The organism is Acutalibacter intestini, from assembly GCF_034334985.1.
In the GTDB taxonomy this organism is placed as follows: domain Bacteria; phylum Bacillota; class Clostridia; order Oscillospirales; family Acutalibacteraceae; genus Acutalibacter; species Acutalibacter intestini.
On record NZ_JAWXXL010000015.1, the window covers coordinates 1 to 25,059 of the forward strand.

Below are 25,059 nucleotides of genomic sequence, written 5' to 3' on the forward strand. Positions count from 1 at the left end.
CGTCTGGCGCCCCGCCACAACGTAGGTGCAGATTCCCTGTTCCGTACCCAGGATTATCTGGACCATTTTGGAGACCTTGTGCAGAACAGGCTGCTGATGGCGGGAATCGCCCTGGCGCTCATCCTACTCACAATTTTAATCTATGAAGCAAAGAGAAAGGGGAAATTTGGTGGAAATGCATTCTTCAAAAAAGCGGTTTCCAGTATTAGAGATCGCAAAAATCAATCTCAGGCATAACGCGCTTTTGTCCATTGCGGTGGCTGTCCTCTTGTGCCTTGTCACTCCGTTATTTATCGGCACAGCCAATCTGGATGGAAATTCCGCTGCCATGCCACTGGAGATGTTTGTCTCCCTGATTGGCATTGTGCTTCTGACGCCGGTATTTCAGCCGGAGCAGAACGAGGAAATTGACGACCTGGTATCTTCCAAGTATTGCAGCACAGCAAAGGTTCATCTGATACGAACGGTGTATTCGGTAGGGGTTGCCGCCCTGCTGATCTGTGCATTTACCGTATTTATGAAACAGCAAAGCTGCGATGTCACGCCGGTTCTGGCGCTTGGAACCATAGCAGACGCCCTGTTCTTAGGTTCCATGGGGATGCTGACCTCAGCAGTTACAGGAAACACAGTCATCGGATATATGCCGCCGCTGCTGTACTATGCGCTTAATATCGGTATGGGGCCAAAGCTGGGAAGCTTTTACCTGTTTTCTATGGTCACAGGCAGCTACACAGCAAAGCTGTGGCTGTTCCTGGTGGGAATTCTGATGATGGTAGCAGCTTTATTCTATCAAAGGCTCCGTAAACGGATGGCTTAATAACAAGGACATCAATACACAGTGTTCGCTGTGTGTTGGTGTCCTTTTGCTATATGTACTAATATTGAGATTGGACGGCAATTTGGCGAAAGTGGCGCTTTCCGGCAGGAGACCATAGAGGCATTCTCCATACCGGAATATCTTTCGGAGAGGCAGATTCGTATGTCGAATGGTCCGCTCCGGTATGTGCAGAGGTTTGTAATGCGGTATTTTGCCAAACGGCTAGGGTGCAGGACGAAGTTGGATGCAAAGCCGTTTTGTGAGAAAGAATTACAAGAAACGCAGGAGGAAACGATATGATACAAGTTCATGAGGTAATCAAAACCTTTGATGGAAAAGAAATATTACGGAATCTGAATTTGAACGTGGAACGTGGTACGATTTATGGGCTCCTCGGAGCCAACGGCGCCGGAAAGACCACCACATTTAAATTGATTTCCGGTTTGCTGCTGCCAACTGCCGGAAGCATTCATTTTAGCGGAGAAGTCATCCAGACCCAGAATAAAGAGTTCCTGAAAGAGATGGGCGTCTTAATTGAAACACCGGTATTTTATGAGCATTTATCAGCGGGAGAAAATCTGGAGATTCATTTAGCTTATATGGGTTGTGATACCGCAGACATTGATAACAGTTTGCAGGTGGTGGGACTTGCTGATACCGGGAAAAAGGCTGTTTCCAAGTTTTCTCTTGGTATGAAGCAGCGCTTGGCCATTGCAAGGGCAATCAGCCATACACCGAAGCTTTTGGTGCTGGATGAGCCGGTCAACGGTCTGGATCCTATTGGAATCCGGCAAATGCGGGAACTGTTCTTGTCGCTGGTCAAAGATCAAGACATGAAATCGGTTATGATAAAATTACATTGAAATTGCTCGCTGAACACTTAAACGTTCAGCCTCCGTCCCTTTATAATCATATTAAAGGGATAGAGGAACTGCAAAAGGAAATCATGCTCTTTGGCTGGAGGCAAATGGATCAAGCTATGACGGATGCGGCTGTATGTGTCAGCGGGTATGATGCGTTGGAGGCAATCTGCCGCGCGTTTTATAAGTACGCAACTGAAAATCCTGGCGTTTTCAATGCGATGCTTTGGTACAACAAATTTGAAAGTGAGGAAACGCAGAATGCCACGAAAGAGATGTTTTCCATAATATATAAAGCTTTCACCATGCTTAATATATCAAAGGAAAACAGCGAACACCTGATACGCACATATCGTGGATTCTTGGAAGGCTTCGCATTACTGGTAAATAACAATGCGTTTGGGAATCCGGTATCTATTGAGAAAAGTTTTGAAATTTCACTGCGGATTTTGATAGCAGGAACAAAGGCGCTGGAGGGACAAAAATAGGGGACGCAGAGAATAAATACAACATGGATTCTAAAATATTTGACAGACTTAAATGAGCATAACAACCGGGAATGGTTTAACGCGCATAAAGCGGAAACGAAAGCGGTAACGGAACAATTTGAAGAACTGGTTCAGGCGCTGATTCTGCGTATCGGAGAGTTTGACAGCAGCGTTTTACATATTCAACCCAAGGACACTGCCTTTACGTTGATTCGCTACCCCCGGTTCGGACAGGACAGGACCCCATATAATCCGGTATTTCGCGCCCATATTGCCTCTAAAGGGAAGCAGCCTGTTCCGGTGGGATATTATCTGATAATCAAGCCGGGGAACCAGTCCTATCTCGGTGGTGGCCTGTTTGCCAATTCATTTCGGAATGCAGCCAAAATGATCCGTGACTATATCACAGAGTTCGGTGAAGAATTTGACGAGATCATCCATACGCCGGAGTTTGAAAAATACTTTACGGTACAGGGGACATCGCTTTTGCGTATTCCCTCCGGATATGACAGGGAGCATCCCCAGGCGGAATACTTAAAGTTTAAAAGCTGGTATTTGAAGTATTCGGTAGCAGACGAAGTTATCGCTGATGCGGAGCAATTTGTGGAAGAGGTCGCAAAGCTGTTCCGCATTATGAAACCATTCAATGACTATCTGAACAAAGCCCTTGAAGGATTTCAGATGCCAACAAGATAAAGCATTAGTTTGGAATTTATTTATGAATATCTCTGTGAAGCAATGCCGGACCGGACAGCCGATTTGACAAACTCACACAGAAATAGTATAATAATTAAAAAGCAGGGGGACTACTGCGTAGTTGAGAAGGTAAAACCTGACCCTTTGAACCTGTTGGCCAATACCAACGTAGGGAGCTGAATGAATACGACGATTGTATTTTCAGGATGCTCCATGTGGGCGTCCTTTTGTTTTTCAATTTAATACTGATAATCTGTGTTTGCGAGGGAACTGAACAAGTTGAAAAAGGTTAAGACCTGACCTCTGGACCTGTCGGCTAATACCGGCGTAGGGAAGCAATTTCTTACGCCCGTACTGCGTCTGAAAGAGCTTCCGATTGATTTGGAAGCTCTCTTTTTTTACCCTCTGGGGCATGGAGAATCGGAACAGTCATAGGAGGAAACAAATTATGTCATTTATGAAAGAGGTACTGGAAAAGAATATCCCCATCTGGGACAAATGCATGGCTACGCCGTTTGTGCAGGAGATGAAAGAAGGAACGTTGCCCTTTGAATGCTTTAAAGATTATATGATTCAGGACAGCATTTACCTGAAGCATTATGCACGAGTTTACGGGAAAGAGATCTATCATGCCAAATCACTGCGGGAGATCCAGCTTTATTATTCCGTGTTGAGTTTCGTTAAGGATACGGAATCTGCGGTACGGCTGAAGTATCTGGAACGGTTCGGTATGACGGACGATGATATCGAGTCTATTGCTCCTCTGCCGGAAAATCAACGGTATATTGATTTTTTACTGGAAACTGCGGAACAGGGGGATGATAAGGAAATGCTGATGGCAGTCCTTCCCTGCATGATGAGTTACAGTTACATTTTCCGAAAGCTGGCGGGGGACCCTGCAAGCCGAAACTCAAGATACTGGGATTTTATTGAGGATTATGCGGACGATATCTATGCCAGGAGCTGTGAGGAATGGTCGCAGTTTGCAGATGAGAAATGCGAAGGTGTTTCCGATACCGAAAAAGAAAAGCTGAGCAAAATTTTTGAAACGGCAAGCATCCTGGAACTTGACTTTTGGAAAATGCCATACCGGAGGTAGAGATTTGAAGAAAGGGATTTGTTATATAGTCGGTGCGGGAGACTGGTTTGAGATGGATTTTCGACCGGCGGAAAATGATTTTGTGATAGCTGCAGACGCAGGGCTTCGGTATCTGGAACAGGTTGGAATCTCGGCAGATCTCGTTATTGGAGATTTTGATACCCTGGAAGAAATCCCAACAGGCGCAAATGTTGTCCGGCTGAACTGTGAGAAAGATGATACGGATATGCTTGCAGCAGTCCGCGAGGGGATAAAGGCCGGATATAAGGAGTTTCATATCTATGGCGGAACCGGCGGGAGAATCGATCATACATTGGCAAACCTGCAGGTGCTGGCATATCTTGCCGGGAACGGGATGCAAGGGTTTCTGCATTGCCCTCAGAATGAATTATTGCGTCCGGTAGATAAAAAGTTGAAAAATTGCGGGTATAATAAAATGCCCGAGAATACCCCAAAGCAGGAGAGCGTGATTACAGCAATTACGGATGGAGAATTATCCTTTTTACCGGTTCCTTACGGCTACATATCCGTATTCTCCTATTCCGAAAAAGCGGAAGGAGTTTATCTGCAAGGTTTAAAATATCCGCTGGAGAATGCAGTGCTTACCAATACCTTTCCTATTGGTACAAGCAATGAGTTTATCGGGAAGAAAAGCAGGATTGCCGTTAAAAGCGGCACACTGATGGTTGTCTTCCCCAAAGAAGCAAAGGAGAAAATGATATGTTGAAAAAAGTATTAACGATTGCTGGGTCCGATTGCAGCGGCGGCGCAGGTATACAAGCGGATCTAAAGACATTTACCGCCCATGGTGTATTCGGTATGAGCGTCATTGTTTCCGTTGTGGCAGAGAACACGAGCAGGGTAATCGACATTCAGGATATTACGCCGGATATGATTGGAAAACAGATTGACGCGGTATTTGAGGATATCGAAGTAGATGCAGTTAAGGTAGGAATGCTGTCAACACCGGAATGTATGGGAGCAGTTGCCGAAAAGCTGCGTCAGTATCAGCCAAAGCATGTGGTAATAGATCCGGTTATGTATGCGAAGAACGGATGCCCTCTCATGGAACCGTCTGCTGTGGATGCCTTGATTAAAACAATCCTGCCGCTGGCTGATGTGCTGACACCGAACATTCCGGAGGCTGAACGGATTACTGGATTACAGATTCAGTCTGTGAAGGATATGGAGAGAGCAGCTGAAAGGATTTACGCTATGGGAAGTAAGGCGGTAGTTATAAAAGGCGGTCATGCTGTTGGAAACGCATTGGATGTCCTTTTTGACGGAAATCAGATGTACCATTTTGAAACGGAGCGGATTGATACCAAGAACACACATGGCACAGGCTGCACTTTTTCCTCCGCTATTGCCTCACAATTGGCAAAAGGAGCAGATATTTATAAAGCAGTGGAGAGCGCAAAGGCTTATGTAACTACGGCGATTGCCCATTCCCTTGCTATCGGAAAAGGCTGCGGACCGACGCATCATTTTTATGACCTTTACAGGCACGGCTTACCGAAGCAGGAAAGTGAGGACATAGGATGAAAGTGGATTATACCTTATATCTTGTGACAGACCGGAGATTGATGCGTACCCAGACCTTGACCGAAGCAGTGAAACAGGCCATCCTCGGCGGCTGTACGATGGTACAGCTTCGGGAAAAAGACAGCTCTTCTAAGGTGTTTTTACAGCAGGCACAGGAAGTAAAGAGAATTACGGATCAGTATCAGGTGCCGCTGATCATTAACGACCGGCTGGATATTGCCTTGGCGGTCGGAGCTTTTGGCATACATATCGGGCAGAACGACCTGCCTGTTCCGGTTGTCAGGCAGATTATCGGTAAAGATATGCTTCTGGGTGTCTCCGTATCCTCGGTTGAGGAAGCAGGTCAGGCTATGGAAGACGGAGCCGACTATCTGGGAGTTGGTGCTATGTTTACGACTGGCACGAAAACGGATGCAGGTATGGTTTCAATGGAAGAACTCATCAGAATCCGGCGTATAACGAATCTGCCAATCGTTGTGATCGGCGGCATAAACAGAGAGAACGCAGGTGCGTTCCGCCCTATGGGAATTGACGGTCTGGCAGTGGTTTCCTCTATTATAGGTCAGTCGGATATCCGAAAGGCAGCAGGAGAAATAAAAAAGGCATTTTATTGGGAGGCAGACGATGAAGTTTAAAGCGGCGATATTTGATTTAGATGGTACACTTCTAAACTCCATGGATGTCTGGAAGCAGATAGATATCTCGTTTTTGCAGAAGAGGGGACTGCCGGTTCCCGCTGATTATGTGACGGAGATTTGTTCACGCAGCTTTGCAGAGGCGGCCCAGTATACGCTAGACCTATTTAAGCTTTCTGAAAAAGTGGAAGATATGGTCAAGGAGTGGGAAGAGATGGCTGTGTACGAGTACGCACACAATGTAGAACTGATGCCGCACACATTGGAATATATCCTGAAGCTCAAGGATATGGGTGTTAAGCTGGCAGTTGCTACTGGTCTTCCGGAGAAGCTATATCTTCCCTGTCTGGAAAATAACGGTGTACTGGAACTGTTTGATGTCTGCTGTTCCACGGATGAAGTAAAACGGGGCAAAGAGTATCCGGATATATTTGCATTTGCAGCACAAAAATTAGACGTCTGCCCGGAACAATGTCTGGTCTTTGATGATGTTCTTCCGGCAGTCAGAAGCGCAAAGCAGTCTGGTATGCTTGTCTGTGGCGTATATGATAAATACTCTGCGCACCACCGTACTGAGATGGAGCAGATTGCCGACGGATACCTGATAGACTTCAAGGATGCTCCCTTGCCGGATTGCGCGGGCTAACGATGCAGGAAATATGGGATTTGTATGATAGGGATGGAAAGAGAACCGAAAAAACAGTGCTGCGTGGTATGCCAATCCCGGAAGGCCTCTATCATCTTTCTGTGAGTGCATGGATATTGAACAGCAACGGACAGTATCTGCTCTCACAGCGCCATCCGGATAAACAGTACCCGTTGCGGTGGGAATGTACGGGCGGATGCGTTCTCGCCGGCGAAGACAGTCTCCAAGGGGTGCTCCGGGAAGTCAACGAAGAACTGGGAATATTATTAGAGCCTGATGGTGCGCAACTTCTTAGCCATACCAGACGGGACGAAACACAGGACTTCTATGATGTGTGGCAGTTTCAAACAGATATTGAACTATCGGAAATAAGGATGCAGGAGACCGAAATTGTGGCTGTCAAATTGGTAAACCGTGAGGAATTGCTTGCTATGTACCATCATGGAGAGTTACATCCGCTGCTCAAAATTGATTAAGTTGACAAAAAAAGTCGAGACAGTCTCTAAGCAGAAATATACAATGTAAAGTAAGTAATTTGTTCTTGCATCTCACATGATGTGAGGTACTATACGAACCTTACCTATGAAAAAGAACAAAGCATGTAAAAATTGAAAAGACTTTCGTATGGAATCTCTGAATCATTCTCAGGTGGTTCCTGCGAAAGAATATTTGCGCACGTAGGCTATCAATTTGTATAGCCTGAATGCGAGGAAACTTGTGAAAGGATAAGCTATAATGAAATGATAAAATAGCGGCAGATATATTATGGAATGGATGCAACGATTCAATCAGTCAATCGAATATATAGAAGAACATATCACGGAGGAACTGGATTATGAGAAGGTAGCGGAAGTGGCCGCCTGCCCACCCTACTATTTTCAGCAGATGTTCCTTTATATGACCAATATGACGCTGCGGGAATATATACGGAGGCGCCGGCTGTCTCTTGCGGCTGTCGAGCTGCAAAAGGATAGTGGGAGAGTGATTGATATTGCCGTAAAGTACCGCTATGAATCCCCAACAGCTTTTACCAGAGCATTTAAAGGCTTTCATGGTATCGTGCCTTCTGCTCTGAAGACAGAGAACAGTCCCATACAGGCATTTCCGCCAATTCGGTTTCATGTATCTGTGGATGGCGGGCAGCCATTGAAATTCAGAGTGGAGGAAAAAGCGGCTTTCCGTGTAGTGGGGATTTCCTGTCCGCTGGATAAGGAGCTTAATAAAAATTTTGAGGTGATTCCAACAGTATGGGATACGGCTCTTGCCGACGGGACACTTACAAAACTGAACGCCTTGCAGGAAAGTATACCACAGGGATTATTGGGCATCAGTATTCATCATACAGAGGATTGGAAGTATCTGATTGCAGTTCGCTCTGACAAGAAAGATGATACTTTTGAAGAATATTGGATTCCGGCATGTAAATGGGCGATTTTCAAGGGACATGGCACGAACCATTCCCTGCAGCAATTGGAAAAGCGTATCATTACGGAGTGGCTCCCTACATCTGGCTTTACATATGCGAATTCTCCGGATATAGAGGTATATATCAAAGCCGATCCACAGGAGGCGGTTTATGAATATTGGATTCCAATCATATAACTGGTCGTCTGGACTGATCTGCAGGAATAAGGATTAGCTTAGGCAGAACGGAGGATTATATGAATGAGATACTGAAAACTGAAAGGCTTACAAAGACTTACGGAAAGAGCATTGCTGTCAGTGTAGCCAGTTTGACGGTGAGGCAGGTGAATAGTGCGCAGCACTTTTATGAGAAAGAACGGCTTTGTGAGAAAAGGGATCTCAAGGAGTTTCTATTTGGAGAATGACTGAAGTGGCTAGGAGGAAAACATGAATTGTTCAGAGGTAATAGCAGAATTAAAGATACGGGCGTCTGAGAAATATAAAGCGAACGTGGTGCGTATGGGGATTCCGGAGCAATATAGTCTTGGTGTATCAACGGCAGAGATCAGAAGCCTTGCCAAAAAGATGCAGAAGTCAAATGAGCTGGCTCTTGGGCTGTGGGTAACGGGATATCATGAGGCGCGGCTGTTGGCTGTATTATTGATGGATCCGAAAGGAATGACAAAAGACGGTGTAGAACAACTGATAGGAGATGTTATATCCTGGGATTTGTGCGACCATTTGTGCAAAAATCTTTTGATTAAGATGGATTGCCGGAGCGCCCTGATAGAAGGGTGGGTCACTTCATCGCAGACGTACAGGAAACGGGCAGCATTTACCTTGATTGCATCGTCTGTAATCCATGACAAAAAGCTTACAGATGATATGTTGGACTATTATCTTGGATTGATAGCCAAGTATTCAGATGACGAGCGGGAGCATGTAAAAAAGGCAGCATCTTGGGCGTTACGTGAAATCGGAAAGAGAGATTTCAATTATAATGAAAAGGCGCTGCTGTTGGCGCATGAATTTGCGGAGAGTGACAGCAAGGCATTGAAGTGGATTGGAAAGGATGCCATTAGGGAATTGGAGACATTGGTCAAGGCAGAAGGACGCGGACGTTTGATTTCGTCGAAATCTCAAATGGGAAAAGAGGCTGCCGCGAGCGAAGCATAATAAGGGGGATGGATTTCATGCATAAAGATACAAAATGGGCAAATGGAGGAAATGGCATGACACCAAACGATATTCTTTCCTACTGCCAGTCTTATTTGAAAGATGTTGTATTAGTAGAAAGTTGGGGAGAACGAGGGATTTTTTATAATCCAAACGGAGTTTTGAAACGGGGAGTATATGTTTTAACTGTTAAAGAAAAAGACGGTGATAATGATAAAGGCTCTATGTTGAACCGTGATAATGTATATCGTGTGAATGTCGGATTAAGGAAACAGACCTTTATTAAAAAATTTGGGTATATTCCAGAGCGTCCGCCTGCTGGAAAAATCGTAACAATGGATTATGATTTTACCGTTTTAGATACCATTATTCCCCACCCTGTCTACGCATGGATGAGCTGGGTATGTGTTTTAAATCCCTCTGATAAGACCTTTGAGGATTTCAAGGCAATGATACAAGAATCCTATGATTTTGCAAAAGAAAAATTCAACAAAAGAAAAAAGTAAATAATGCAACAGAAGCGGCGACAGTTAATTGCTGCCGCCCCTCTGAATTATAAATGCAACCGTAAACCATGCACCACCCTATAGCTGCGCGAATTCGGAAAGAGAGATTTCAACTATAATGAAAAGGCGCTGTTACTGGCACATGAGTTTGCGGAGAGTGACAGCAAGGCATTGAATTGGATTGGGAAGGACACCATTAAGGAATTTGAGACATTGGTCAAGGCAGAAGGGTGCGGACGTTTGATTTCGTCGAAGTCTCAAATGGGAAAGGATATTGCCGGTTAAGAAAACATTCAATGAACTCAAAGTCCAGAGAATTCAAGTTTTTATATGGGTGAAAATATGGTTTGGAGGCGCGAGCTATGCAAAGGTCGATGATGCAAGTATTTGTTAAGGGGAGTATCGAGGCAGTAAAACTTTACAAAACAGCTTTTGATGCAGATATTCTGTGTACATATGCGGCTGAAAATGGCGGTTATATGCATTCTGAGTTAAATGCACATGGACAGATTATAGCGGTTTCGGAGATTGCGGAGGATATAATTGTTGGGAATACCATGATGTTTTGTTTTCAATTTGGCCCGGGTGGTGAAAGGAACGTCCGAAAGGCTTATGAGGTTCTGAAAGAGGGAGCGAGCAGTTGTACTCCTATAGGGCCGTGTGATTATAGCACCTGTCAATTTACGCTCACGGATAAGTTTGGTGTCTGCTGGTGCGTTTATGTCTGAAAAGTTTTTTGGAAAGGAAGCCGTCATACATAAAGAAACAAAATGGGCAAAGCAAATCATTTCTATGCAGAGGAGAGATGGCGCATGGGGCGATTTCCATACGCTTTCCGGCTCATCCAATTCCCCACTTACGACGGAGCGGGCGCTTCAGCGTCTGGAACGTCTGGGCTTTACAATCAAAGATGAATGTATAGAAAGAGCCATTTTCTATATGAGCGATTGTCTTTCCGGCAAAAGAGAAATCCCGGACCGGCGGGAAAAACTTGTAGACTGGGATGTGTTTACTTCTCTGATGCTGTCTACATGGATCAGACGGTTTACAAAAGATGTCCCGATAGCCAATCAGGTTGCTGATCAGTGGGCCGATGTGATTTCTCAAGCCTTTCATCACGGTGCATATGCTCATGAGGACTATATTGCCGCTTATCAGGAGGTTTTTGGAGGAAAGGCCAGAGGCACCAGACTGATAAAGTTTGTGAGCTTTTACACAGTATCGCTTATGCAGGGGTGCCTGGATAAAGGGACAGAGGAAGCCCTGACGGATTATGTGTTGAATAAAGATGACGGTATCTATTACATATATGAGGAGCGGCTTACAGTATTACCGCCGGTTTTCGCAAGTAAACAGACCAGCCACTACCTTGCGGCCATTGAACTGCTTACCAAATACAGACACGCAGCGTATAAACTTCAGTTTGTCGTGGACTGGTTAAACGGGCTGAAAAATGAAAACGGAAAGTGGGATATGGGAAAATCTGCGAATGATAAAGTGTATTTCCCGCTTTCTGATAATTGGAGAAAACAGGAAACTCGTGAGGCAGATTGTACGGAGCGGATCATGTACTTGCTTTCCGAATTATCCAGAGACGGATCAGCGTTAGAGAAGTACTATGGTAAAAGGAGAAGGACACCGTGAAAATAGAATGGATCCATTGCCCAGTTTGAGGAAACAAAACACGTACTAAGTTAAGGAAAGACACAATACTGAAAAGTTTTCCATTGTTTTGCCCGAAGTGTAAAAAGGAAAGTTTAATTGACGCAAGGGATTTGAAAATTGAAATAATTAAAGAGCCAGACGCATAGACGCAGAGCCGACAATCTTGTGAGATATTTCACAGACTGTCGGCTCGCGTTTTATTTAGAGGAAAGGAGGGGAGTGTAGGTAATGTTTTGACTCTGAAATACGATTGAAAATGGAGGGATGCTTATAGCAGAAATTTGAAAATCCTCTTCTCCTTATTGCATATCTGGACATCCCAAGTATGCAGTTTTTACAACTGAATAATTGGCAGCCTGTTCAGAAAGCTTGAATAATCATAAGCCGACGCTTGGTATCAAAATACCAAGCGTCGGCACCGTTCGTCATAATGCAGTTTCAAAAGAGAATGCCAGCCATTTGGAACCATAAGTATCCAGATAGAACCGATTGCCATACTCGTTCTGAACAAATCGGTCTTTTACCTGATACCATCCCCGCAGTTCCCTTCTTAAATCTGAGTCTGGGGAAATTGGCTCCAGCCAGATTTCTTTTTGCCTGCTGATTTCAGAACGGGACAGCGGCGGTTCTTTCGGTGGTTCTGCTTCGGAAAACGGAGGAGCGAATATAAACAATCCACCAATAATATCGGAAAACGGCAAGGTATGGCCGTCAGGAAAAGTCAGCAGTTTATCTGCGGCATTCACCAGCAGCCATCCATATGTGGCAGACCATACCGGTCTGCCATGAAAAGCCGGCAATGCCTGTAGTGAAATTGGTTGTTTAAAATCCTGAGTTTGTGTATCAGAGCGTCCCAACAAAAAATCAGTTGTGACACCATATAGGTCAGCCATATTTTCAAGCCCATCTATCGAGGGAGATTTCCGTTCGCCCTCCCATGCACTGAGTGTCGGTTGGGAAACGCCAAGTTTTTCAGCAGCCTCGATTACTTTTAATTTATTGATTTGTCTTGCTGTTTTGAATTGCCTTGGCATCCGTTGGCCTCCTTTACTTCCCATTTTTGATTTGCCAATGCCCTTTCGTATCAGATCCGACCCGTTGGAGGACACCTTAATCTTTAAGGGATTTAATTCTTGAAGAGATTGTTTTTCGGCTCACGCCCAGTTTTTCAGCCAGGACAGCATAGGTGTAGGCAGGATCTTCGAGCAGCAGCGATAAAAGCTTCTGTTCTGCCTCAGTCACCTTCTCGGTCACCTTATCAGTCACCCCTTCAGTCACCTTGTCGAGTGAAGTGCGCACAATTCGCTCCTCGGCGGCAATGAATTGTATCATAATATCGCCAGGATGAATTGTGTATTCCGGTAGTGGGGAGCCGTCTTCTTCACAAGCCTGACAAATTTTTTCGATACCGCGTCCCCAGCTTTCAATGAGGCCGGCCAAATAATATACATTAGCAATGGAAGGGTTATATGGACGGGACGCATGATTGATATTGGGCTGCCGTATCTTTCCCTGAACAGGGAGTCCGCAACCTTGTCCGGCGGCGAGGCACAGCGCCTCAAGCTGGTGCGTCATATGGGCAGCGCCCTGACCGGCATGACATATATCTTTGACGAACCAAGCACCGGGATGCATCCCCGCGACGTCCACCGCATGACCAAGCTGCTTTGCAGTCTGCGGGATAAAGGAAACACGGTTTTGGTGGTGGAACATGACAAGGACGTGATCTCCATTGCCGATGAAGTGATTGACATTGGACCGCTGGCACGCAGAAACGGCGGAGAGGTTCTTTACCAGGGCAGCTATGAAGGACTTTTGGGGTCCGGTACACTGGCCGGGAATGCCATGCAGCAGAAAACGCCGGTAAAAGCTGTGCCAAGAAAACCGAAAGAGTTCCTGCCGTTACGGAATGCAGCCATTCACAACCTGAAAAACATTACCGTTGACATTCCGCTGCATGTGCTGACCGCCGTGACCGGTGTGGCCGGTTCCGGGAAAAGCTCGTTAATCCGGGATGTTTTCGCTGAGAAGTACGCGGAACAGGTGATTTTAGTAGACCAGTCTCCGGTTACGGCTACAGGACGTTCCACACCGGCAACCTTTTTGGGATTCTTTGACGAGATACGCAAGCGGATGGGCAAGGAAAACGACGTCGGTGCGGCGTTATTCTCCTTTAACAGCAAAGGCGCTTGCCCGAATTGTAAAGGAAAGGGCATTATCACCACAGAGCTGGTCTTTATGGATCCGGTGACAACTACCTGTGAAGCCTGCGGCGGCAGCCGTTAAAGCGACGAAGCCTTGTCCTACACCTATCATGGAAAAAATATCGTAGAAATCCTGGATATGAACGCAGGGGAGGCGGAAACATTCTTCTCCGATTGCCCGAAGATCCGCAAGGCGCTTCATGCCATGGTGGAAGTAGGTTTATCCTATCTTTCTTTGGGACAACCCCTGTCTACCTTATCCGGCGGAGAGCGCCAGCGTGTGAAGCTGGCGAAATATCTGGATCAGAAGGGTAACATTTATGTGCTGGATGAGCCGACGACAGGCCTACATGCTTCCGATATTAAGAAAGTCATGGAGCTGCTGGACGGCTTTGTAAAGCGCGGCAATACCGTAATTGTAATCGAACACAATATGGATGTGGTAAAGCTTGCGGATTACGTGATTGATATCGGGCCGGACGGCGGCAGTATGGGCGGTGAAATTGTATTTACGGGTACACCGCAGGAAATGGCGGATCATGCAGATACCATTACCGCAAAATATCTGCGTAAGTCACTGGAAGGCTGAGACAGCAAAAAAAGTCGAGAGGCGTTCCAGTGTTCATGGTAAAATAAGAGATACGGATGGAGGTGAATGAAGTGCAGGAGCAGATGAAAGCGGTACAGCGGATGCAGGAATATATAGAAGAACATCTGGAAGAGGAGATTACACTGGCGAATCTTTCTGAAGTCTCGCTTTTTTCAAGTTGGCATTCCTACCGTGATTTGTACAGGTGTTGCAGTCAAATGCTTTAAGTGGGAATAGCAAAAAATAAAGAATGAATTTTACCGGAAAAAAGTAAATCATCCATATGTCTTGCATTTCAGTGACAAATCTGCTATACTATACATGTTAGTTTCAGTAATTGCTTTAAAGCGATTATAGTTTTCCGGTTACACAGCGTCTGAGAGTTTCTGCTTTCAGGCGCTTTTTTTGTTTCTTATGCTTCTTTATTAAGAGGCACAGATCTGGGAACGCAGGGGGAACACTTCCCTGCCATTCCATTCTGACAATTTCATATTGGCCCTTGGGCAACAAAAGCACTCAGAGAATTAATTGATTCTTTGGGTGCTTTTTTTATATAGATTCGGAGCCGAATGGTTCCCTTACTTTTTGTTCCGGGGGCCATTGGCTTAACCCGTATATATAAATATTTTACGCAGATATGCAGAAAGGAAATGATAGTATGATTCTTTATTTGAGTGCCAGTACCGATTTAGAAGATCTCGTGATTGATTATATTGAGGTTAAATTGGTTACTGGCGAAACAGTATCCCTGAACTGGGATGAAAGTGATATTGAACAGTTGGATACCGGTTTTCATGCCCGCTACAAAGGCGTCTATTTCGATGAGGAATACGCCAATGGTAAGCTGGACAGTCTTCGTGAGATGCAGATTGATAAGATTGGCATCTATGCGGAATCCGGAAGTTACTCAGATATCGTCATAAAGGAGATGATTTTTGAGGATGCCGGAGAGCAGTATGACTTGGAACATCTCCTTCCATATGTCACAAGCATGAAGGGGTGTGAGATGTCATGAAAAACAAATCTTTGGCAGAATCAGATTTTACGGTTGTCATGATTCCGTATTTTGCAGAGGTAATAGCATGTGATATTCCTGATTCTATCAGGGCTCTGCGCTTTGAGGCAATGAAACGGGTGCAAAATTATCTGCGCCATTATGAGAAGCTTAGCTATATGTCCAAGCTCTTATGTGCCATTGCGGAAAAGAAATGCGAACATATTATGGCAGTCACTACGAAAGCGGATGTGGAGCAGATTGTTAAGCCCTGCTGTCCACATTACGATGGCAGCAAGTTTATTCCGGGTCCATACAGCGTTCCTGAAGAGGAAATGATCTGCTGGAGCGAAGCATCTCTGAAGGCACCGTTAAATTCGGAAGCCTGTAAGCGGTATTTGGAACTCTTTCAGCAGGTCCTTCCTGAGGAGAGCAAGCTTTTGCCCTTCTGAAAGGAGTTGCGATATGAGTCTGACACAAAAACCAAAAATGAAAGGAAGACTTAAAAATGGGTTATTGCATTGAAATGAGGGGCAGTAAATTTTTTGTGCCGACACAGCATACCGGGCGCGTTTTTGCCATGACACAGCGGCAGCCTTATGATTTTAAGCTGGATACGGATGGGAACATTACGGAGCTGACATTTATAGGCGAAAAGCTTGGCAATGATTTTGAGATGTTTCAGTTGATTGCACCGTATGTGCAGGACGGCAGCTATATCTGGATGATGGGTGAGGACGGCAGCCAGTGGCGCTGGGTGTTCCAGTCGGGGGTATGCAAGGAAATTACAGCAAAAGTGGAATGGCCGGATGAATAGACGGCAGAAAATTTCAGGAAAGGAGCTTATGTATGAGTGTAAATGAGCAAAAAACGAAAATTGAACAAATGAAAGGATTGATTGCCAAACTCAAAGAGGCGGACATTGCCTATTATAGAGATGACCGTCCCATTATGTCAGATAGGGACTATGATGCAGCAATGGATCTTCTCAAGAAATTGGAACACGATACCGGTTTGACTCTTTCCGGTTCACCGACACAAACGGTATCCGGTGAAATTCTGGAAGAGCTGACACCGGTACGCCATACCAGACCGATGTTGTCTGCGGATAAAACGAAGTCCATTGATGATTTGGTCAAGTTTGCAGGTACACGGGATGTTGTGCTGTCCTGGAAACTGGACGGTCTGACGCTGGTGCTGCGCTATGATAACGGCAAACTGCAGCAGGCACTTACCCGCGGTCGGGAAGGAATTATCGGAGAGGATGTTACGCATACCGTCCGAACTTTTTGAATGTACCGCTGACAGTGCCCGTCAGAGAGCCGCTTGAGGTTCGTGGAGAAGGCGTCATTTCTTGGGCTAATTTTGAAAAAATCAACCTGAGTCTGGAGGAACCGTACAGTCATCCAAGGAATCTGGCGGCCGGCAGCGTGCGGAAGCTGGATGCAACTGAGTCTGGGAAAAGATTCCTGGAATTCTTCGCGTTCGACCTGGTAACAGACCTGAAGATACCAACGAAATGTCTGCAGATGGATTTCATGGAGTCAAATAGTTTCTCAGTCGTGCCACATGCAGAGCTGTCAGGTATGGATGCCTCTTATATCAAGGCAACGGTGGAACTGATGGATCCGAAGCACTATTCACAGATGTTTGATCTGGTCGGTTTACCTGACAGTGAACTGACAGAACTTGATGTATGCGGTACAGAAAACGAAGGAAGATGGCACGATATGGAGCCAACGCCGTTCATTGCAATTATAAAAGCGGAGACCGAAAATGAATCCCTATCCTCTTTGTGTTGGAAACGACACAGAAAAATGCAGGGATTGCTGCCTTTGGGCTGATTTACAGCCTGACATGGAGTAGGAGGATAATTGTATGAGTTATACATCTTGGCATACCTATGGTTATGGTATATGCGTTTCAGATATAACAGAACCCTCTGTAGAGCGTCTCCAAAAACTGCTGGCAATGGCACCGGTATTGCAGAAGAATATCCGGGAATGGCTGGATGAATGCGGCATTTCTGAGCCGGATTATGAGGACTATATGGAGTATGATCAGGATTTCAGGCTTGGATTGGCTACCATCCTGAAAGACGTTATTCTGGAGGCGGAAAATGTCCGGCTTGAGGCTTGTGACAGCTTTGAAGGAAAGGACTATTTGTTGTTCTGTCCGGATTATCCATGGAATCGGAACAATCAGAAGCAATTAATGACGGAAGAGGCTGTTGATGAACTTTTCCGAAAATACATTCCCGTTTTAACAGATATACCGATAGAGATAGATTATCAGTCTGTTGAAAACGGAGGATAAGGAGGTGGCATTATGCCTGAAAAGAGCGAATCAAGACCGCTTACCAGTATCGTGTCCTACCCGGAACGTGGGGAGGGCGGCAATAACCGCTACCGTGGGAATTGTTCCCCCAAGCTGGTTGAGGATCTGATTGGATTCTTCCGCCCGCAGGAAATCTGCGACTATATGTGTGGGAGCGGGACAACGAAAGCTGCGGCGGACAAGCTCGGTATCGGCTGCCATCTGTACGATCTGCACAGCGGATTTGACCTGATGAACTGCGAAATACCGGAGCGGCCGGAGTTTATCTTCTGGCATCCGCCATACTGGGATATTGTGACCTATTCAGATGTTATGTACAGTGCATCGGAGGTCCAGAGCCAGTATGGGTATGATCCAAAGCAATTTGATTTGTCCCGTATACCAGACTGGGAAAACTTTGCCCGCGCAATGAACTATGCAATGATGAAGCAGTACGCTTCACTGGAGAAAGGCGGACGGATGGCAGTCCTGATGGGTGACATCAAGAAAAAAGGCCGGCTTTACAGTATGCTGTCTGAGATAGTGAAACCAGGGACGCTGGAGAACATTATTATCAAGGCGCAGCACAATTGCTTTTCAGACAAAACCAGGTATAGCGGTTCCTTCATACCGATTCTACACGAATATGTGATGATAGTACGAAAAGACAATGCACTTCTCTGCCCGGTTTTGTTTTCAGAAAAAAAGCAGGTTGATATCCGCGACATTCCGGGAGCGACCTGGCGTGATGTGGTAGCAGCCGTTCTGGAGCAATGTAATGAGGCGGTTCCGCTGACTTATATATATGAGCAGATTGAATCACATCAGAGGGCGAAAACGCATAAGTGGTGGAAAGAAAAAATCCGCCAGACACTGCAGTACCATCCGGAACACTTTCTGCATGTAAGCAGAGGGCTCTGGAGTCTGCGAAAAAAAACAGCCTAAGGAGATGATGAGTATGGAGGTAAAGCGCGTTTATTTTAATGATGACGATATTCTTGTTCCCGGACATCTCATTAAGCGGAGATTCAGGAAACCTGTGTTTTATCCGTTTGAGAGAAGATGTGGCTTCGATTATGAAATCATAAGCAATAAAGAGCTGATTGTTGAATACAGCACAGAATCATATAGAAAATTTTATAAGGATACATATCCGGAAGGGACACGGATTGTGCTCGTTGAAATGAAAAACGATCCACGTCCGATTCCTGCCATGACGGAAGGAACAGTAGACACTGTTGATGATGCCCCAACAATCCATTGCAGGTTTGACAATGGAAGATATCTTGGAATCATTCCCGGCGTGGATGCGTTCCGAAAAATTTCAGAGGGTATTTGATTATCATAGTTTTAAGATAGGGGGGATGTCGCTTTTGCGGCATCCTTTTTGTCGTTGTGGAATAGAAACAATTGTATTTTTCTGTGAATGCGGACAGACTAATGCCAAAAGCTCTTTACATTCGTTCGTCAATAAGATATAATTGAAGAAGGAATGTAGAGTGCGTGGAGGTGATTTCTGTGGATGAGGTTTATAATAAGATTCAGGCGATGGCTGAAGACGGAAATGGATTTGTAAAAACATCGCAAATTGAAGCGGCGGGAATCAACAGGGCAGTCTTAAAGAAATATGTAGACAGTGGCTTGCTTGAAAGGATCCGGAAAGGGATTTATGCTCCTGCTGACTGTGATATTGATGAGTTTGCTTTGCTTCAGGTGCAATGCTCCAGCCTCATTTTTTCTTATGGGACAGCGCTGTATATCTGGGGACTGACGGACATCATACCACATACATTTGATATTTCAGTCCCTCATGGCGAAAATATTTCAAGACTGCTTCGAGATAATCAAAAAATCAGGGCTCATTATATTATGAAGGAATTCTATAGTCTTGGCATAACGGAAGCACGTTCGCCGCAGGGCGCTATGATTCGTTTATATGACAGAGAGAGATGTCTTTGTGATCTGATTAAAGATAAAGACCAGATAGAAAAGCAGCTGTATGTTCAGTCAATCAAGGATTATTTTAAAAACCGGCCGGATGTCCGCAAATTGCTGAAGTATGGAAAAGCCTTCGGAATTGAAGAAAAAATAAGGACTTACATGGAGGTATTGTAATGAAAACACCGGAACAGCTAAAGGGCGCGATCCGAAATTTTGCGTCAAAGAACAATCTGAGGGCTTTGGATGTGCAGCATATGTTTATGTTTGAACGCATTTTAGAGAGGCTTGCCGTATCGCTTTATGCAAAGAATTTTATCCTCAAAGGCGGTCTGCTGATTTCCTCAATGATTGGAATTGAAGCCAGAACTACAATGGACATGGACACTACCGTAAGAGGGATACAACTGGAGGAAGAGGAAATCGTCAAAATCTTTAAGGAGATTCTTGCGATTGATACAGACGATGGGATAACCTTTGAATATCAGCGTATAGAGCCAATCCGTGAAGAGGATGCCTATAATAATTTCCGCATTCATATAGCTGCAAAATATGGGAAGATAAACAGCCCGATGAAGGTGGATGTCACAACTGGAGATAAGATTACTCCGGCAGCCATCCAATATGATTATCCGTTCATATTTGAGGATAAAACAGTTCCGATTATGGCGTACACCATAGAGACGGTGCTGGCTGAAAAGTATGAAACCATTATTCGCCGGAACATAGGAAATGCAAGAGCCAGGGATTTTTAGGATCTGCATGTTCTCTATCATGAGCGTAAAGACAGCGTCAGACCGGATATCTTAAAAATGGCGATAGAGCATACTGCTGTCAAAAGAGAATCAATGGATATGCTGAAAGACTGGAAGGATATCATGAGGGATATGCGTGAGGAAACTGCACTTTACAGCCTGTGGCGGAATTACGCAGCGGAAAACAGTTATGCAGAAGGGCTGGAGTTCCATGTGCTTTTGGATACAGTCGAGGAGATTGCAAAACTGATTGATATAGAATAAAGGAGCGTATAATGAGTGATATTCTATAGTAGTGACTGAAGAACAGATTGCTCAGCTGTCTGCCCTGCTCAAAGAATATGAGCTTGCCAGCACTAATTTTGAGGCTATGTCCCCATCTGTAAAGAAAACCTACACGCGGGCATATTTGGATGCAAAGACAGATGACGGACGGGAAAAGCGGATTGCCTGGATGGTGGACAGGTTCAATAAAAATTTAAAACCGATGTAAGGGTCAGTGCCCATTGTTGGGATTACATCCAATTATAAATTGAGAAATAGCGTATGGAGGTATCATGAAAGGATTTAACCGACAAAATCAATTGTTTTCACTCTGTGGGCTGAATTGCGGTCTTTGCCCCATGTTTTTAAATAAATATTGCCCCGGCTGCGGTGGGGGAGAGGGCAATCAATCGTGCAGAATTGCAAAGTGCAGCATGGAACATGCCGACATAGAATACTGCTTTCAGTGCAGTGAATACCCATGCTCCAAATTTGAACATATTGACGATTTTGATTCCTTTATAACACATCTCCACAGAAGGGCTGATCTGGAGAAAGCCAAAGAGTCGGGAATTGAAGCCTACAATGCGGAACAGATAGAAAAGGCAGCAATCTTGAACATTCTCCTGTCGGAGTATAATGCCGGTCGCCAAAAGACCATGTTTTGTGTTGCGGTCAACCTGTTGGACATGCAGGAGCTTCGCGAAGTGATAAAGGAAATTAAAAAGAAGAAGGACGATATGGAAACATGGACGCTCAAAGAAAAAAGTGCTTTTGTAGTGGGATTGCTTCAGGAAGCAGCGGCAAAGAAAAACATTGATTTGAAGCTGCGTAAGAAAAAGAGAAGCTAAGAAAAGCTGGACGAGATAAGGGGTACTAAAAAGTTGGATAGGAGTAATGGTATGAAGTATGTATGTACAGTGATATCGGTAGCGGATATAAAAGCTGCAAGAAAGTTCTATGAAGATTTATTTAGCCTGGAGGTTTATCAGGATTACGGAAGAAACATTGCTTTTACCTGCGGCTTGGCATTGCAGCAGGATTTTGACTGGCTTGTGAATCTGCCGAAGGAAAAGATGCTAAAAAAATCCAACAATGCAGAAATTGTTTTTGAAGAACAGGATTTTGATGGTTTTCTGAGTAAGCTGAAAGAGTATTCAAACATTGAATGTTTGGGAGAAGTAATTGAGCATAGCTGGGGACAGAGGGTAATCCGGTTCTACGATTTGGACGGACATATCATTGAGGTTGGCGAGGATATGAAAATGGTGATAAAGCGTTTTCTTGCTACCGGCATGACGATGGAGGAAGTCTCTGTGAAGATGGATGCTTCCGTGGAGGACTTGACAAGTCTTTTGAATAGTTAATGTGCGGTAGGCGAATAAACAAATAGGGGGTTGTAGAAGGGAAATTACAGCATGGAAATAATAGCATATGAAATGAAATATGTAAAAGATGATATTGAAAAAAGCAATATCTTGTGTATTCCTTTTGAGCAAAAGTATTTTCAACAATACATGAAAATATATAATACTTGCTTTTATGAAATGCGAAAATCTCTTGCTATTGAGCCGTATAATTTTTTGAATGATTATAAACAAGTTCGTGAAAAAAGTAAGGATATTTTCTTGCTTGTAAGTGGGGAAGAAATGATTGGTTCTATTGCCTGTTATGGAAACGAAATAGACGATTTGATTGTCAATAAGGAATTTCAAAATAGGGGATATGGAAAACAACTTTTATTATGGGGAATGAACCATATTCGCCAAACCAGTAATGAGCCTATTTGGTTACATGTTGCTAAATGGAATGATAAAGCTTTCATACTGTACAAAAAAAAGGATTTGTTCTCACAAATACCGTGAAAGTACGTTAAATTACAGTTTGTGGAGGAGATAGTATGCTTGAAAATAAACCATCTCAATCAATTATGACTGAATTACTTGGACAATCCTTGTATGAAGTTTGGCAAGCATTATGTACGGCTATAAATAAAAAATATGATATGGAACAGTTATGCATGGTCCCAAAGGAGATATTCCCTACACAGTTGGTGGAAGTGATGTGGCGGCTATATTTGGTGTTTCCCCATGGACAACACCTATGGAACTATGGCTGATTAAGAAAGGCCGTATGAAACCGGCAGCCAAAAGTAATTCTAATCAGCTGATGATGGGCCATCTACTGGAGCCGATTGCCGCATACTGGTATGGGCAGAAAACAGGAAATACCGTGACAGAAGACACACATCTTTACCAACACGCAGATCATCCGTATGCACTTGCAAACTTTGACCGCAGGTTTACCCGAAAGTCAGATGTTGGCCGGGAATTTTGGAGTGCAAAAGCTGTACCTATCATAAGGCAGATGAATGGGCAGACGATGCGATTCCGCTGTATTATGAATTTCAGCTCCGTTTTTATCTCGCAGTGGCAGATGTCAATATCGGTGCTTTTTCAGCAGTCTGGGGCAATAACCCGGACAATGATTTGGCGATTCCGGATATTGTCCGCGACAAGGCGAAAGAGGATATGATCTTTGAACGCCTGGAGGAATGGATTTGGAGCCTGGAGCATGATAAGCCGCCTACCATGGCAGAAGTAGCGCTTAAACTTGCTCTGCAGTCACTTGCCCGAATCTATGGTTCAAGCAAAGTGGGATTACCGACAGTGGAATTCTCACATAAGTATGAGCCTGCGCTTCGTAAGATTGCGCAACTTCAGGGTAAAATTACAGACTGCAACAGAGAAATTGAAACATATGAAAAGGAGATTGAGGCACATAGTGTGCGAATTGCTGAAGTTATGAAGGAGCATGAGCATGGGGTTCTGGAAACTACCACGGATAAGCTCCTGATTGATTTTATCACAAAAACAACCCGCCGACCGGATTCAAAAGCCTTGAAGGAAAAATATCCGACAGTATATGCGGATGTCCTAAAGGCTTCGGAAAGCAGGAAAGTTAAAGTATCGGTACAGCCGATTTAATGGAGGAAATGCTTATGAATACTATTTTTACTGATAACTGGGAGCAGCGTTTGGAAATGCAGTTCTTGAAAAATGACAGATGCAAAAAGCGTGCCTATATCTGCTCTCCATTGAGTGCAGAAGACGATACGGATTTTCTTCGTAATATGCACGCAGCAAGAGCGTATATGTATTATGCCTCTGAAAAGATGGAGATGTATGCCAGGGCGCCGCATGCTTATCTGCCTATGTTGCTTTGTGACAAACTCCCTTCGGAGCGGGCGTTAGCGCTCAGCTTTGGCCTTTCCCTATTGGAAAACAGTGAGGTTATCCTTATCTGTGGAAACCGTCTCAGCAGTGGAATGAAGGGAGAAATCGCATATGCGGTCCTGTTCCAGATGCCAATGATGGTTTTTGACGAGGGACTGTATCATGAAGTGCAGAAGGAAATTACAAAACATGGCGGCAATAAACGCTTTGTGCAGCTTGACCGTGAAAACTTTGTCATGGGATTTTCTTCGCCGGCATCCTATCTGGAAAAGGCGGTGATGTTCCGTGATTAGCTTTTATCGAGAGGTAGATTTACGCTCCCGGTCAGCTATGACAGACTTTCTTACCCTGCATTTTCGCTATTTTACAATGAACTCCTGGAACCGTTCACAATCGTATGCCTGTAATCTCAAGCTTTATAACCTCGGTTTGAAGCAAGAGATAGAGAATAAACTGTACGATTTGATGGACACCCAGGAGTTTTTTTATGCCCGTAATGAATTGCTGGATGAGTTTGGACAGCGACACCAGTATCAGTGGCAGGCAGCTATGAATGGCCGAAGCGGCGGATATCTTGTGCTGTATCAGGGCGAGTTGAAACCCAGCGGCTATAAATCATACTGTATACATTGCGGTCAGAAAAATTATAGCTCTGTAAAAGAAACAGGAAATATCTGTGGAGTCTGCCAACTGAGTTGATTATTATTGATTTATATGGAGGAAGAGGTAAATGGGACATAAATGCCAGGACGTTGAGGCTACAAAAAGATACGTTAAAAAATTTGTACGATATAAAGAGGGCGCTGAAAAATATAGTCTCGGATTAACAAAATTTCAGGAATTGGCTAAAGAAGCGAAAGCTGTATATAAAATTGATGGCATAGCATTAGTTAACTGTGAGATTTTCGAGAAATTTTTAGAGACCTTTCGAGAATATTGAAGAGGTGAAAAGTTTATGAAACTTAGTTGGGACAGACGCTTGGGACTTGACTTTCTGTCTTACAATATGTATAATATTAAATATGTGGAGGTAACTATGTTATGAAAATGGGTAGACCGAAAGAGGATAGCGCAAAGCGGAAATCCATTACTATCCGGTTGTCAGATGACACCCACAGGAAGTTGACAGAGTATGCTGCTGAACACAAGATGACAATGACAGAAGTTGCCCTGCGAAGTTTGGAGGAGTATTTATCCAAACATAGTTGAGTGCTGTTAGTCCCTTC

The 25,059-nt window shown here is 44.5% G+C and carries 42 protein-coding genes, 3 pseudogenes and 1 riboswitch; of the genes and pseudogenes, 43 read left to right on the forward strand and 2 right to left on the reverse strand.

Annotated elements, in window-relative coordinates:
• The 18 genes and pseudogenes from U8U68_RS11640 to U8U68_RS11725 all read left to right on the forward strand — a co-directional run.
• Positions 1–237: pseudogene (locus tag U8U68_RS11640) on the forward strand (hypothetical protein); the annotation flags it as partial.
• Complete coding sequence (locus U8U68_RS11645; RefSeq protein WP_322200963.1) at positions 176–817, forward strand: hypothetical protein; 642 nt, start codon at positions 176–178, stop codon at positions 815–817. The pseudogene U8U68_RS11640 and the gene U8U68_RS11645, both read left to right, overlap by 62 nt.
• Before the next feature lie 296 nt (positions 818–1,113).
• Positions 1,114–1,680 (forward strand): ABC transporter ATP-binding protein, encoded by a 567-nt coding sequence (locus U8U68_RS11650; protein ID WP_322200964.1) that lies wholly within the window; start codon positions 1,114–1,116, stop codon positions 1,678–1,680.
• The gene (locus U8U68_RS11655; RefSeq protein ID WP_322200966.1) at positions 1,677–2,165 is read left to right on the forward strand and encodes a TetR-like C-terminal domain-containing protein; all 489 of its coding nucleotides are present in this window, start codon (positions 1,677–1,679) and stop codon (positions 2,163–2,165) included. The genes U8U68_RS11650 and U8U68_RS11655 overlap by 4 nt, the downstream gene beginning before the upstream one ends.
• A 27-nt stretch (positions 2,166–2,192) precedes the next feature.
• Positions 2,193–2,861 (forward strand): DUF2461 domain-containing protein, encoded by a 669-nt coding sequence (locus U8U68_RS11660; protein ID WP_322201187.1) that lies wholly within the window; start codon positions 2,193–2,195, stop codon positions 2,859–2,861.
• A gap of 93 nt (positions 2,862–2,954) precedes the next feature.
• Positions 2,955–3,053, forward strand: a riboswitch (TPP riboswitch).
• A 256-nt stretch (positions 3,054–3,309) separates the two neighbouring features.
• Positions 3,310–3,960, forward strand: coding sequence for a thiaminase II (gene tenA, locus U8U68_RS11665; RefSeq protein ID WP_322200968.1), 651 nt, complete (start codon positions 3,310–3,312; stop codon positions 3,958–3,960).
• Between the two features lie 4 nt (positions 3,961–3,964).
• Entirely contained in the window at positions 3,965–4,687 is a 723-nt protein-coding gene (locus U8U68_RS11670) for a thiamine diphosphokinase (protein WP_322200970.1), read from the forward strand.
• The gene (thiD, locus tag U8U68_RS11675; protein WP_322201189.1) at positions 4,684–5,505 is read left to right on the forward strand and encodes a bifunctional hydroxymethylpyrimidine kinase/phosphomethylpyrimidine kinase; all 822 of its coding nucleotides are present in this window, start codon (positions 4,684–4,686) and stop codon (positions 5,503–5,505) included. Before U8U68_RS11670 ends, thiD begins: the two co-directional genes overlap by 4 nt.
• Positions 5,502–6,140, forward strand: coding sequence for a thiamine phosphate synthase (gene thiE, locus U8U68_RS11680; RefSeq protein ID WP_322200972.1), 639 nt, complete (start codon positions 5,502–5,504; stop codon positions 6,138–6,140). The genes thiD and thiE overlap by 4 nt, the downstream gene beginning before the upstream one ends.
• On the forward strand, positions 6,130–6,786 hold the full coding sequence (locus U8U68_RS11685) for an HAD family hydrolase (RefSeq protein ID WP_322200974.1): 657 nt from the start codon (positions 6,130–6,132) through the stop codon (positions 6,784–6,786). The genes thiE and U8U68_RS11685 overlap by 11 nt, the downstream gene beginning before the upstream one ends.
• A gap of 20 nt (positions 6,787–6,806) precedes the next feature.
• Positions 6,807–7,262, forward strand: a complete 456-nt coding sequence (locus U8U68_RS11690) for an NUDIX hydrolase (protein WP_322200976.1) — start codon at positions 6,807–6,809, stop codon at positions 7,260–7,262.
• Between the two features lie 289 nt (positions 7,263–7,551).
• Positions 7,552–8,388: an AraC family transcriptional regulator gene (locus U8U68_RS11695; protein WP_322200978.1), complete on the forward strand. Its 837-nt coding sequence runs from the start codon at positions 7,552–7,554 to the stop codon at positions 8,386–8,388.
• A gap of 59 nt (positions 8,389–8,447) precedes the next feature.
• Positions 8,448–8,615, forward strand: a complete 168-nt coding sequence (locus U8U68_RS11700; RefSeq protein WP_322200980.1) for a hypothetical protein — start codon at positions 8,448–8,450, stop codon at positions 8,613–8,615.
• Positions 8,616–8,637: 22 nt separating this feature from the next.
• The gene (locus U8U68_RS11705; RefSeq protein WP_322200982.1) at positions 8,638–9,366 is read left to right on the forward strand and encodes a DNA alkylation repair protein; all 729 of its coding nucleotides are present in this window, start codon (positions 8,638–8,640) and stop codon (positions 9,364–9,366) included.
• Between the two features lie 17 nt (positions 9,367–9,383).
• Positions 9,384–9,872, forward strand: coding sequence for a DUF6194 family protein (locus U8U68_RS11710; protein ID WP_367575815.1), 489 nt, complete (start codon positions 9,384–9,386; stop codon positions 9,870–9,872).
• A 362-nt stretch (positions 9,873–10,234) separates the two neighbouring features.
• Positions 10,235–10,600, forward strand: a complete 366-nt coding sequence (locus tag U8U68_RS11715; protein ID WP_322200984.1) for a VOC family protein — start codon at positions 10,235–10,237, stop codon at positions 10,598–10,600.
• Entirely contained in the window at positions 10,593–11,516 is a 924-nt protein-coding gene (locus U8U68_RS11720) for a prenyltransferase/squalene oxidase repeat-containing protein (RefSeq protein WP_322200986.1), read from the forward strand. Before U8U68_RS11715 ends, U8U68_RS11720 begins: the two co-directional genes overlap by 8 nt.
• A pseudogene (locus tag U8U68_RS11725) lies at positions 11,513–11,683 on the forward strand (cysteine-rich KTR domain-containing protein). The gene U8U68_RS11720 and the pseudogene U8U68_RS11725 overlap by 4 nt, the downstream one beginning before the upstream one ends.
• Before the next feature lie 279 nt (positions 11,684–11,962).
• Here U8U68_RS11725 and U8U68_RS11730 read toward each other — a convergent pair.
• Both U8U68_RS11730 and U8U68_RS11735 read right to left on the reverse strand, forming a co-directional pair.
• Positions 11,963–12,571, reverse strand: coding sequence for a helix-turn-helix domain-containing protein (locus U8U68_RS11730; RefSeq protein WP_322200988.1), 609 nt, complete (start codon positions 12,569–12,571; stop codon positions 11,963–11,965).
• Positions 12,572–12,647: 76 nt separating this feature from the next.
• A complete protein-coding gene (locus tag U8U68_RS11735) occupies positions 12,648–13,112 on the reverse strand; it encodes an ATP-binding protein (RefSeq protein ID WP_322200990.1) in 465 nt (154 codons plus the stop codon).
• Here U8U68_RS11735 and U8U68_RS22390 point away from each other — a divergent pair, their 5' ends adjacent.
• From U8U68_RS22390 to U8U68_RS11855, 25 genes and pseudogenes are all read left to right on the forward strand, one after another.
• Complete coding sequence (locus U8U68_RS22390) at positions 13,113–13,823, forward strand: excinuclease ABC subunit UvrA (protein WP_367575816.1); 711 nt, start codon at positions 13,113–13,115, stop codon at positions 13,821–13,823.
• 12 nt (positions 13,824–13,835) lie between these two features.
• Positions 13,836–14,330 carry an ATP-binding cassette domain-containing protein gene (locus tag U8U68_RS22395; protein ID WP_367575817.1) on the forward strand — a complete coding sequence of 165 codons (495 nt, stop codon included), beginning with the start codon at positions 13,836–13,838 and terminating at the stop codon, positions 14,328–14,330.
• Between the two features lie 56 nt (positions 14,331–14,386).
• On the forward strand, positions 14,387–14,557 hold the full coding sequence (locus U8U68_RS11745; RefSeq protein ID WP_367575818.1) for a hypothetical protein: 171 nt from the start codon (positions 14,387–14,389) through the stop codon (positions 14,555–14,557).
• Positions 14,558–14,988: 431 nt separating this feature from the next.
• On the forward strand, positions 14,989–15,345 hold the full coding sequence (locus U8U68_RS11750) for a hypothetical protein (RefSeq protein ID WP_322200992.1): 357 nt from the start codon (positions 14,989–14,991) through the stop codon (positions 15,343–15,345).
• Positions 15,342–15,776, forward strand: coding sequence for a hypothetical protein (locus U8U68_RS11755; protein ID WP_322200994.1), 435 nt, complete (start codon positions 15,342–15,344; stop codon positions 15,774–15,776). Before U8U68_RS11750 ends, U8U68_RS11755 begins: the two co-directional genes overlap by 4 nt.
• Positions 15,777–15,832: 56 nt before the next feature.
• Positions 15,833–16,141 (forward strand): hypothetical protein, encoded by a 309-nt coding sequence (locus U8U68_RS11760; RefSeq protein ID WP_322200996.1) that lies wholly within the window; start codon positions 15,833–15,835, stop codon positions 16,139–16,141.
• Positions 16,142–16,173: 32 nt separating this feature from the next.
• A complete protein-coding gene (locus tag U8U68_RS11765) occupies positions 16,174–16,617 on the forward strand; it encodes a DNA ligase LigA-related protein (protein ID WP_322200998.1) in 444 nt (147 codons plus the stop codon).
• A complete protein-coding gene (locus U8U68_RS11770) occupies positions 16,614–17,168 on the forward strand; it encodes a hypothetical protein (RefSeq protein WP_437124427.1) in 555 nt (184 codons plus the stop codon). The genes U8U68_RS11765 and U8U68_RS11770 overlap by 4 nt, the downstream gene beginning before the upstream one ends.
• Before the next feature lie 34 nt (positions 17,169–17,202).
• Entirely contained in the window at positions 17,203–17,640 is a 438-nt protein-coding gene (locus U8U68_RS11775; protein WP_322201001.1) for a hypothetical protein, read from the forward strand.
• Between the two features lie 12 nt (positions 17,641–17,652).
• Complete coding sequence (locus U8U68_RS11780) at positions 17,653–18,585, forward strand: hypothetical protein (protein WP_322201003.1); 933 nt, start codon at positions 17,653–17,655, stop codon at positions 18,583–18,585.
• A gap of 13 nt (positions 18,586–18,598) precedes the next feature.
• Positions 18,599–18,979 carry a DUF4314 domain-containing protein gene (locus tag U8U68_RS11785; protein ID WP_160644385.1) on the forward strand — a complete coding sequence of 127 codons (381 nt, stop codon included), beginning with the start codon at positions 18,599–18,601 and terminating at the stop codon, positions 18,977–18,979.
• Between the two features lie 179 nt (positions 18,980–19,158).
• Positions 19,159–19,755: a type IV toxin-antitoxin system AbiEi family antitoxin domain-containing protein gene (locus tag U8U68_RS11790; RefSeq protein WP_322201006.1), complete on the forward strand. Its 597-nt coding sequence runs from the start codon at positions 19,159–19,161 to the stop codon at positions 19,753–19,755.
• Positions 19,755–20,333 carry a nucleotidyl transferase AbiEii/AbiGii toxin family protein gene (locus U8U68_RS11795; protein WP_322201008.1) on the forward strand — a complete coding sequence of 193 codons (579 nt, stop codon included), beginning with the start codon at positions 19,755–19,757 and terminating at the stop codon, positions 20,331–20,333. The genes U8U68_RS11790 and U8U68_RS11795 overlap by 1 nt, the downstream gene beginning before the upstream one ends.
• A 99-nt stretch (positions 20,334–20,432) precedes the next feature.
• A complete protein-coding gene (locus U8U68_RS11800; protein ID WP_322201010.1) occupies positions 20,433–20,597 on the forward strand; it encodes a hypothetical protein in 165 nt (54 codons plus the stop codon).
• 31 nt (positions 20,598–20,628) lie between these two features.
• Positions 20,629–20,826, forward strand: coding sequence for a YdeI/OmpD-associated family protein (locus U8U68_RS11805; protein WP_367575819.1), 198 nt, complete (start codon positions 20,629–20,631; stop codon positions 20,824–20,826).
• 64 nt (positions 20,827–20,890) lie between these two features.
• Complete coding sequence (locus U8U68_RS11810; protein ID WP_322201012.1) at positions 20,891–21,448, forward strand: DUF3795 domain-containing protein; 558 nt, start codon at positions 20,891–20,893, stop codon at positions 21,446–21,448.
• Positions 21,449–21,499: 51 nt separating this feature from the next.
• Positions 21,500–21,964 (forward strand): VOC family protein, encoded by a 465-nt coding sequence (locus tag U8U68_RS11815; protein ID WP_322201014.1) that lies wholly within the window; start codon positions 21,500–21,502, stop codon positions 21,962–21,964.
• A gap of 51 nt (positions 21,965–22,015) precedes the next feature.
• On the forward strand, positions 22,016–22,462 hold the full coding sequence (locus U8U68_RS11820) for a GNAT family N-acetyltransferase (protein WP_322201016.1): 447 nt from the start codon (positions 22,016–22,018) through the stop codon (positions 22,460–22,462).
• 35 nt (positions 22,463–22,497) lie between these two features.
• Positions 22,498–22,716, forward strand: coding sequence for a DUF3788 family protein (locus U8U68_RS11825; protein WP_322201195.1), 219 nt, complete (start codon positions 22,498–22,500; stop codon positions 22,714–22,716).
• Positions 22,701–22,859, forward strand: a pseudogene (locus U8U68_RS11830) (YqaJ viral recombinase family protein); the annotation flags it as partial. The gene U8U68_RS11825 and the pseudogene U8U68_RS11830, both read left to right, overlap by 16 nt.
• Before the next feature lie 71 nt (positions 22,860–22,930).
• Positions 22,931–23,584 carry a hypothetical protein gene (locus tag U8U68_RS11835; protein WP_322201197.1) on the forward strand — a complete coding sequence of 218 codons (654 nt, stop codon included), beginning with the start codon at positions 22,931–22,933 and terminating at the stop codon, positions 23,582–23,584.
• A gap of 14 nt (positions 23,585–23,598) precedes the next feature.
• Positions 23,599–24,126: a DUF7768 domain-containing protein gene (locus U8U68_RS11840; RefSeq protein ID WP_322201018.1), complete on the forward strand. Its 528-nt coding sequence runs from the start codon at positions 23,599–23,601 to the stop codon at positions 24,124–24,126.
• On the forward strand, positions 24,119–24,532 hold the full coding sequence (locus U8U68_RS11845) for a hypothetical protein (RefSeq protein ID WP_322201020.1): 414 nt from the start codon (positions 24,119–24,121) through the stop codon (positions 24,530–24,532). The genes U8U68_RS11840 and U8U68_RS11845 overlap by 8 nt, the downstream gene beginning before the upstream one ends.
• Positions 24,533–24,563: 31 nt before the next feature.
• Complete coding sequence (locus U8U68_RS11850) at positions 24,564–24,773, forward strand: DUF6462 family protein (protein WP_322201022.1); 210 nt, start codon at positions 24,564–24,566, stop codon at positions 24,771–24,773.
• A gap of 101 nt (positions 24,774–24,874) precedes the next feature.
• Positions 24,875–25,042 carry a hypothetical protein gene (locus U8U68_RS11855; RefSeq protein WP_322201024.1) on the forward strand — a complete coding sequence of 56 codons (168 nt, stop codon included), beginning with the start codon at positions 24,875–24,877 and terminating at the stop codon, positions 25,040–25,042.
• Positions 25,043–25,059: the final 17 nt, after the last annotated feature.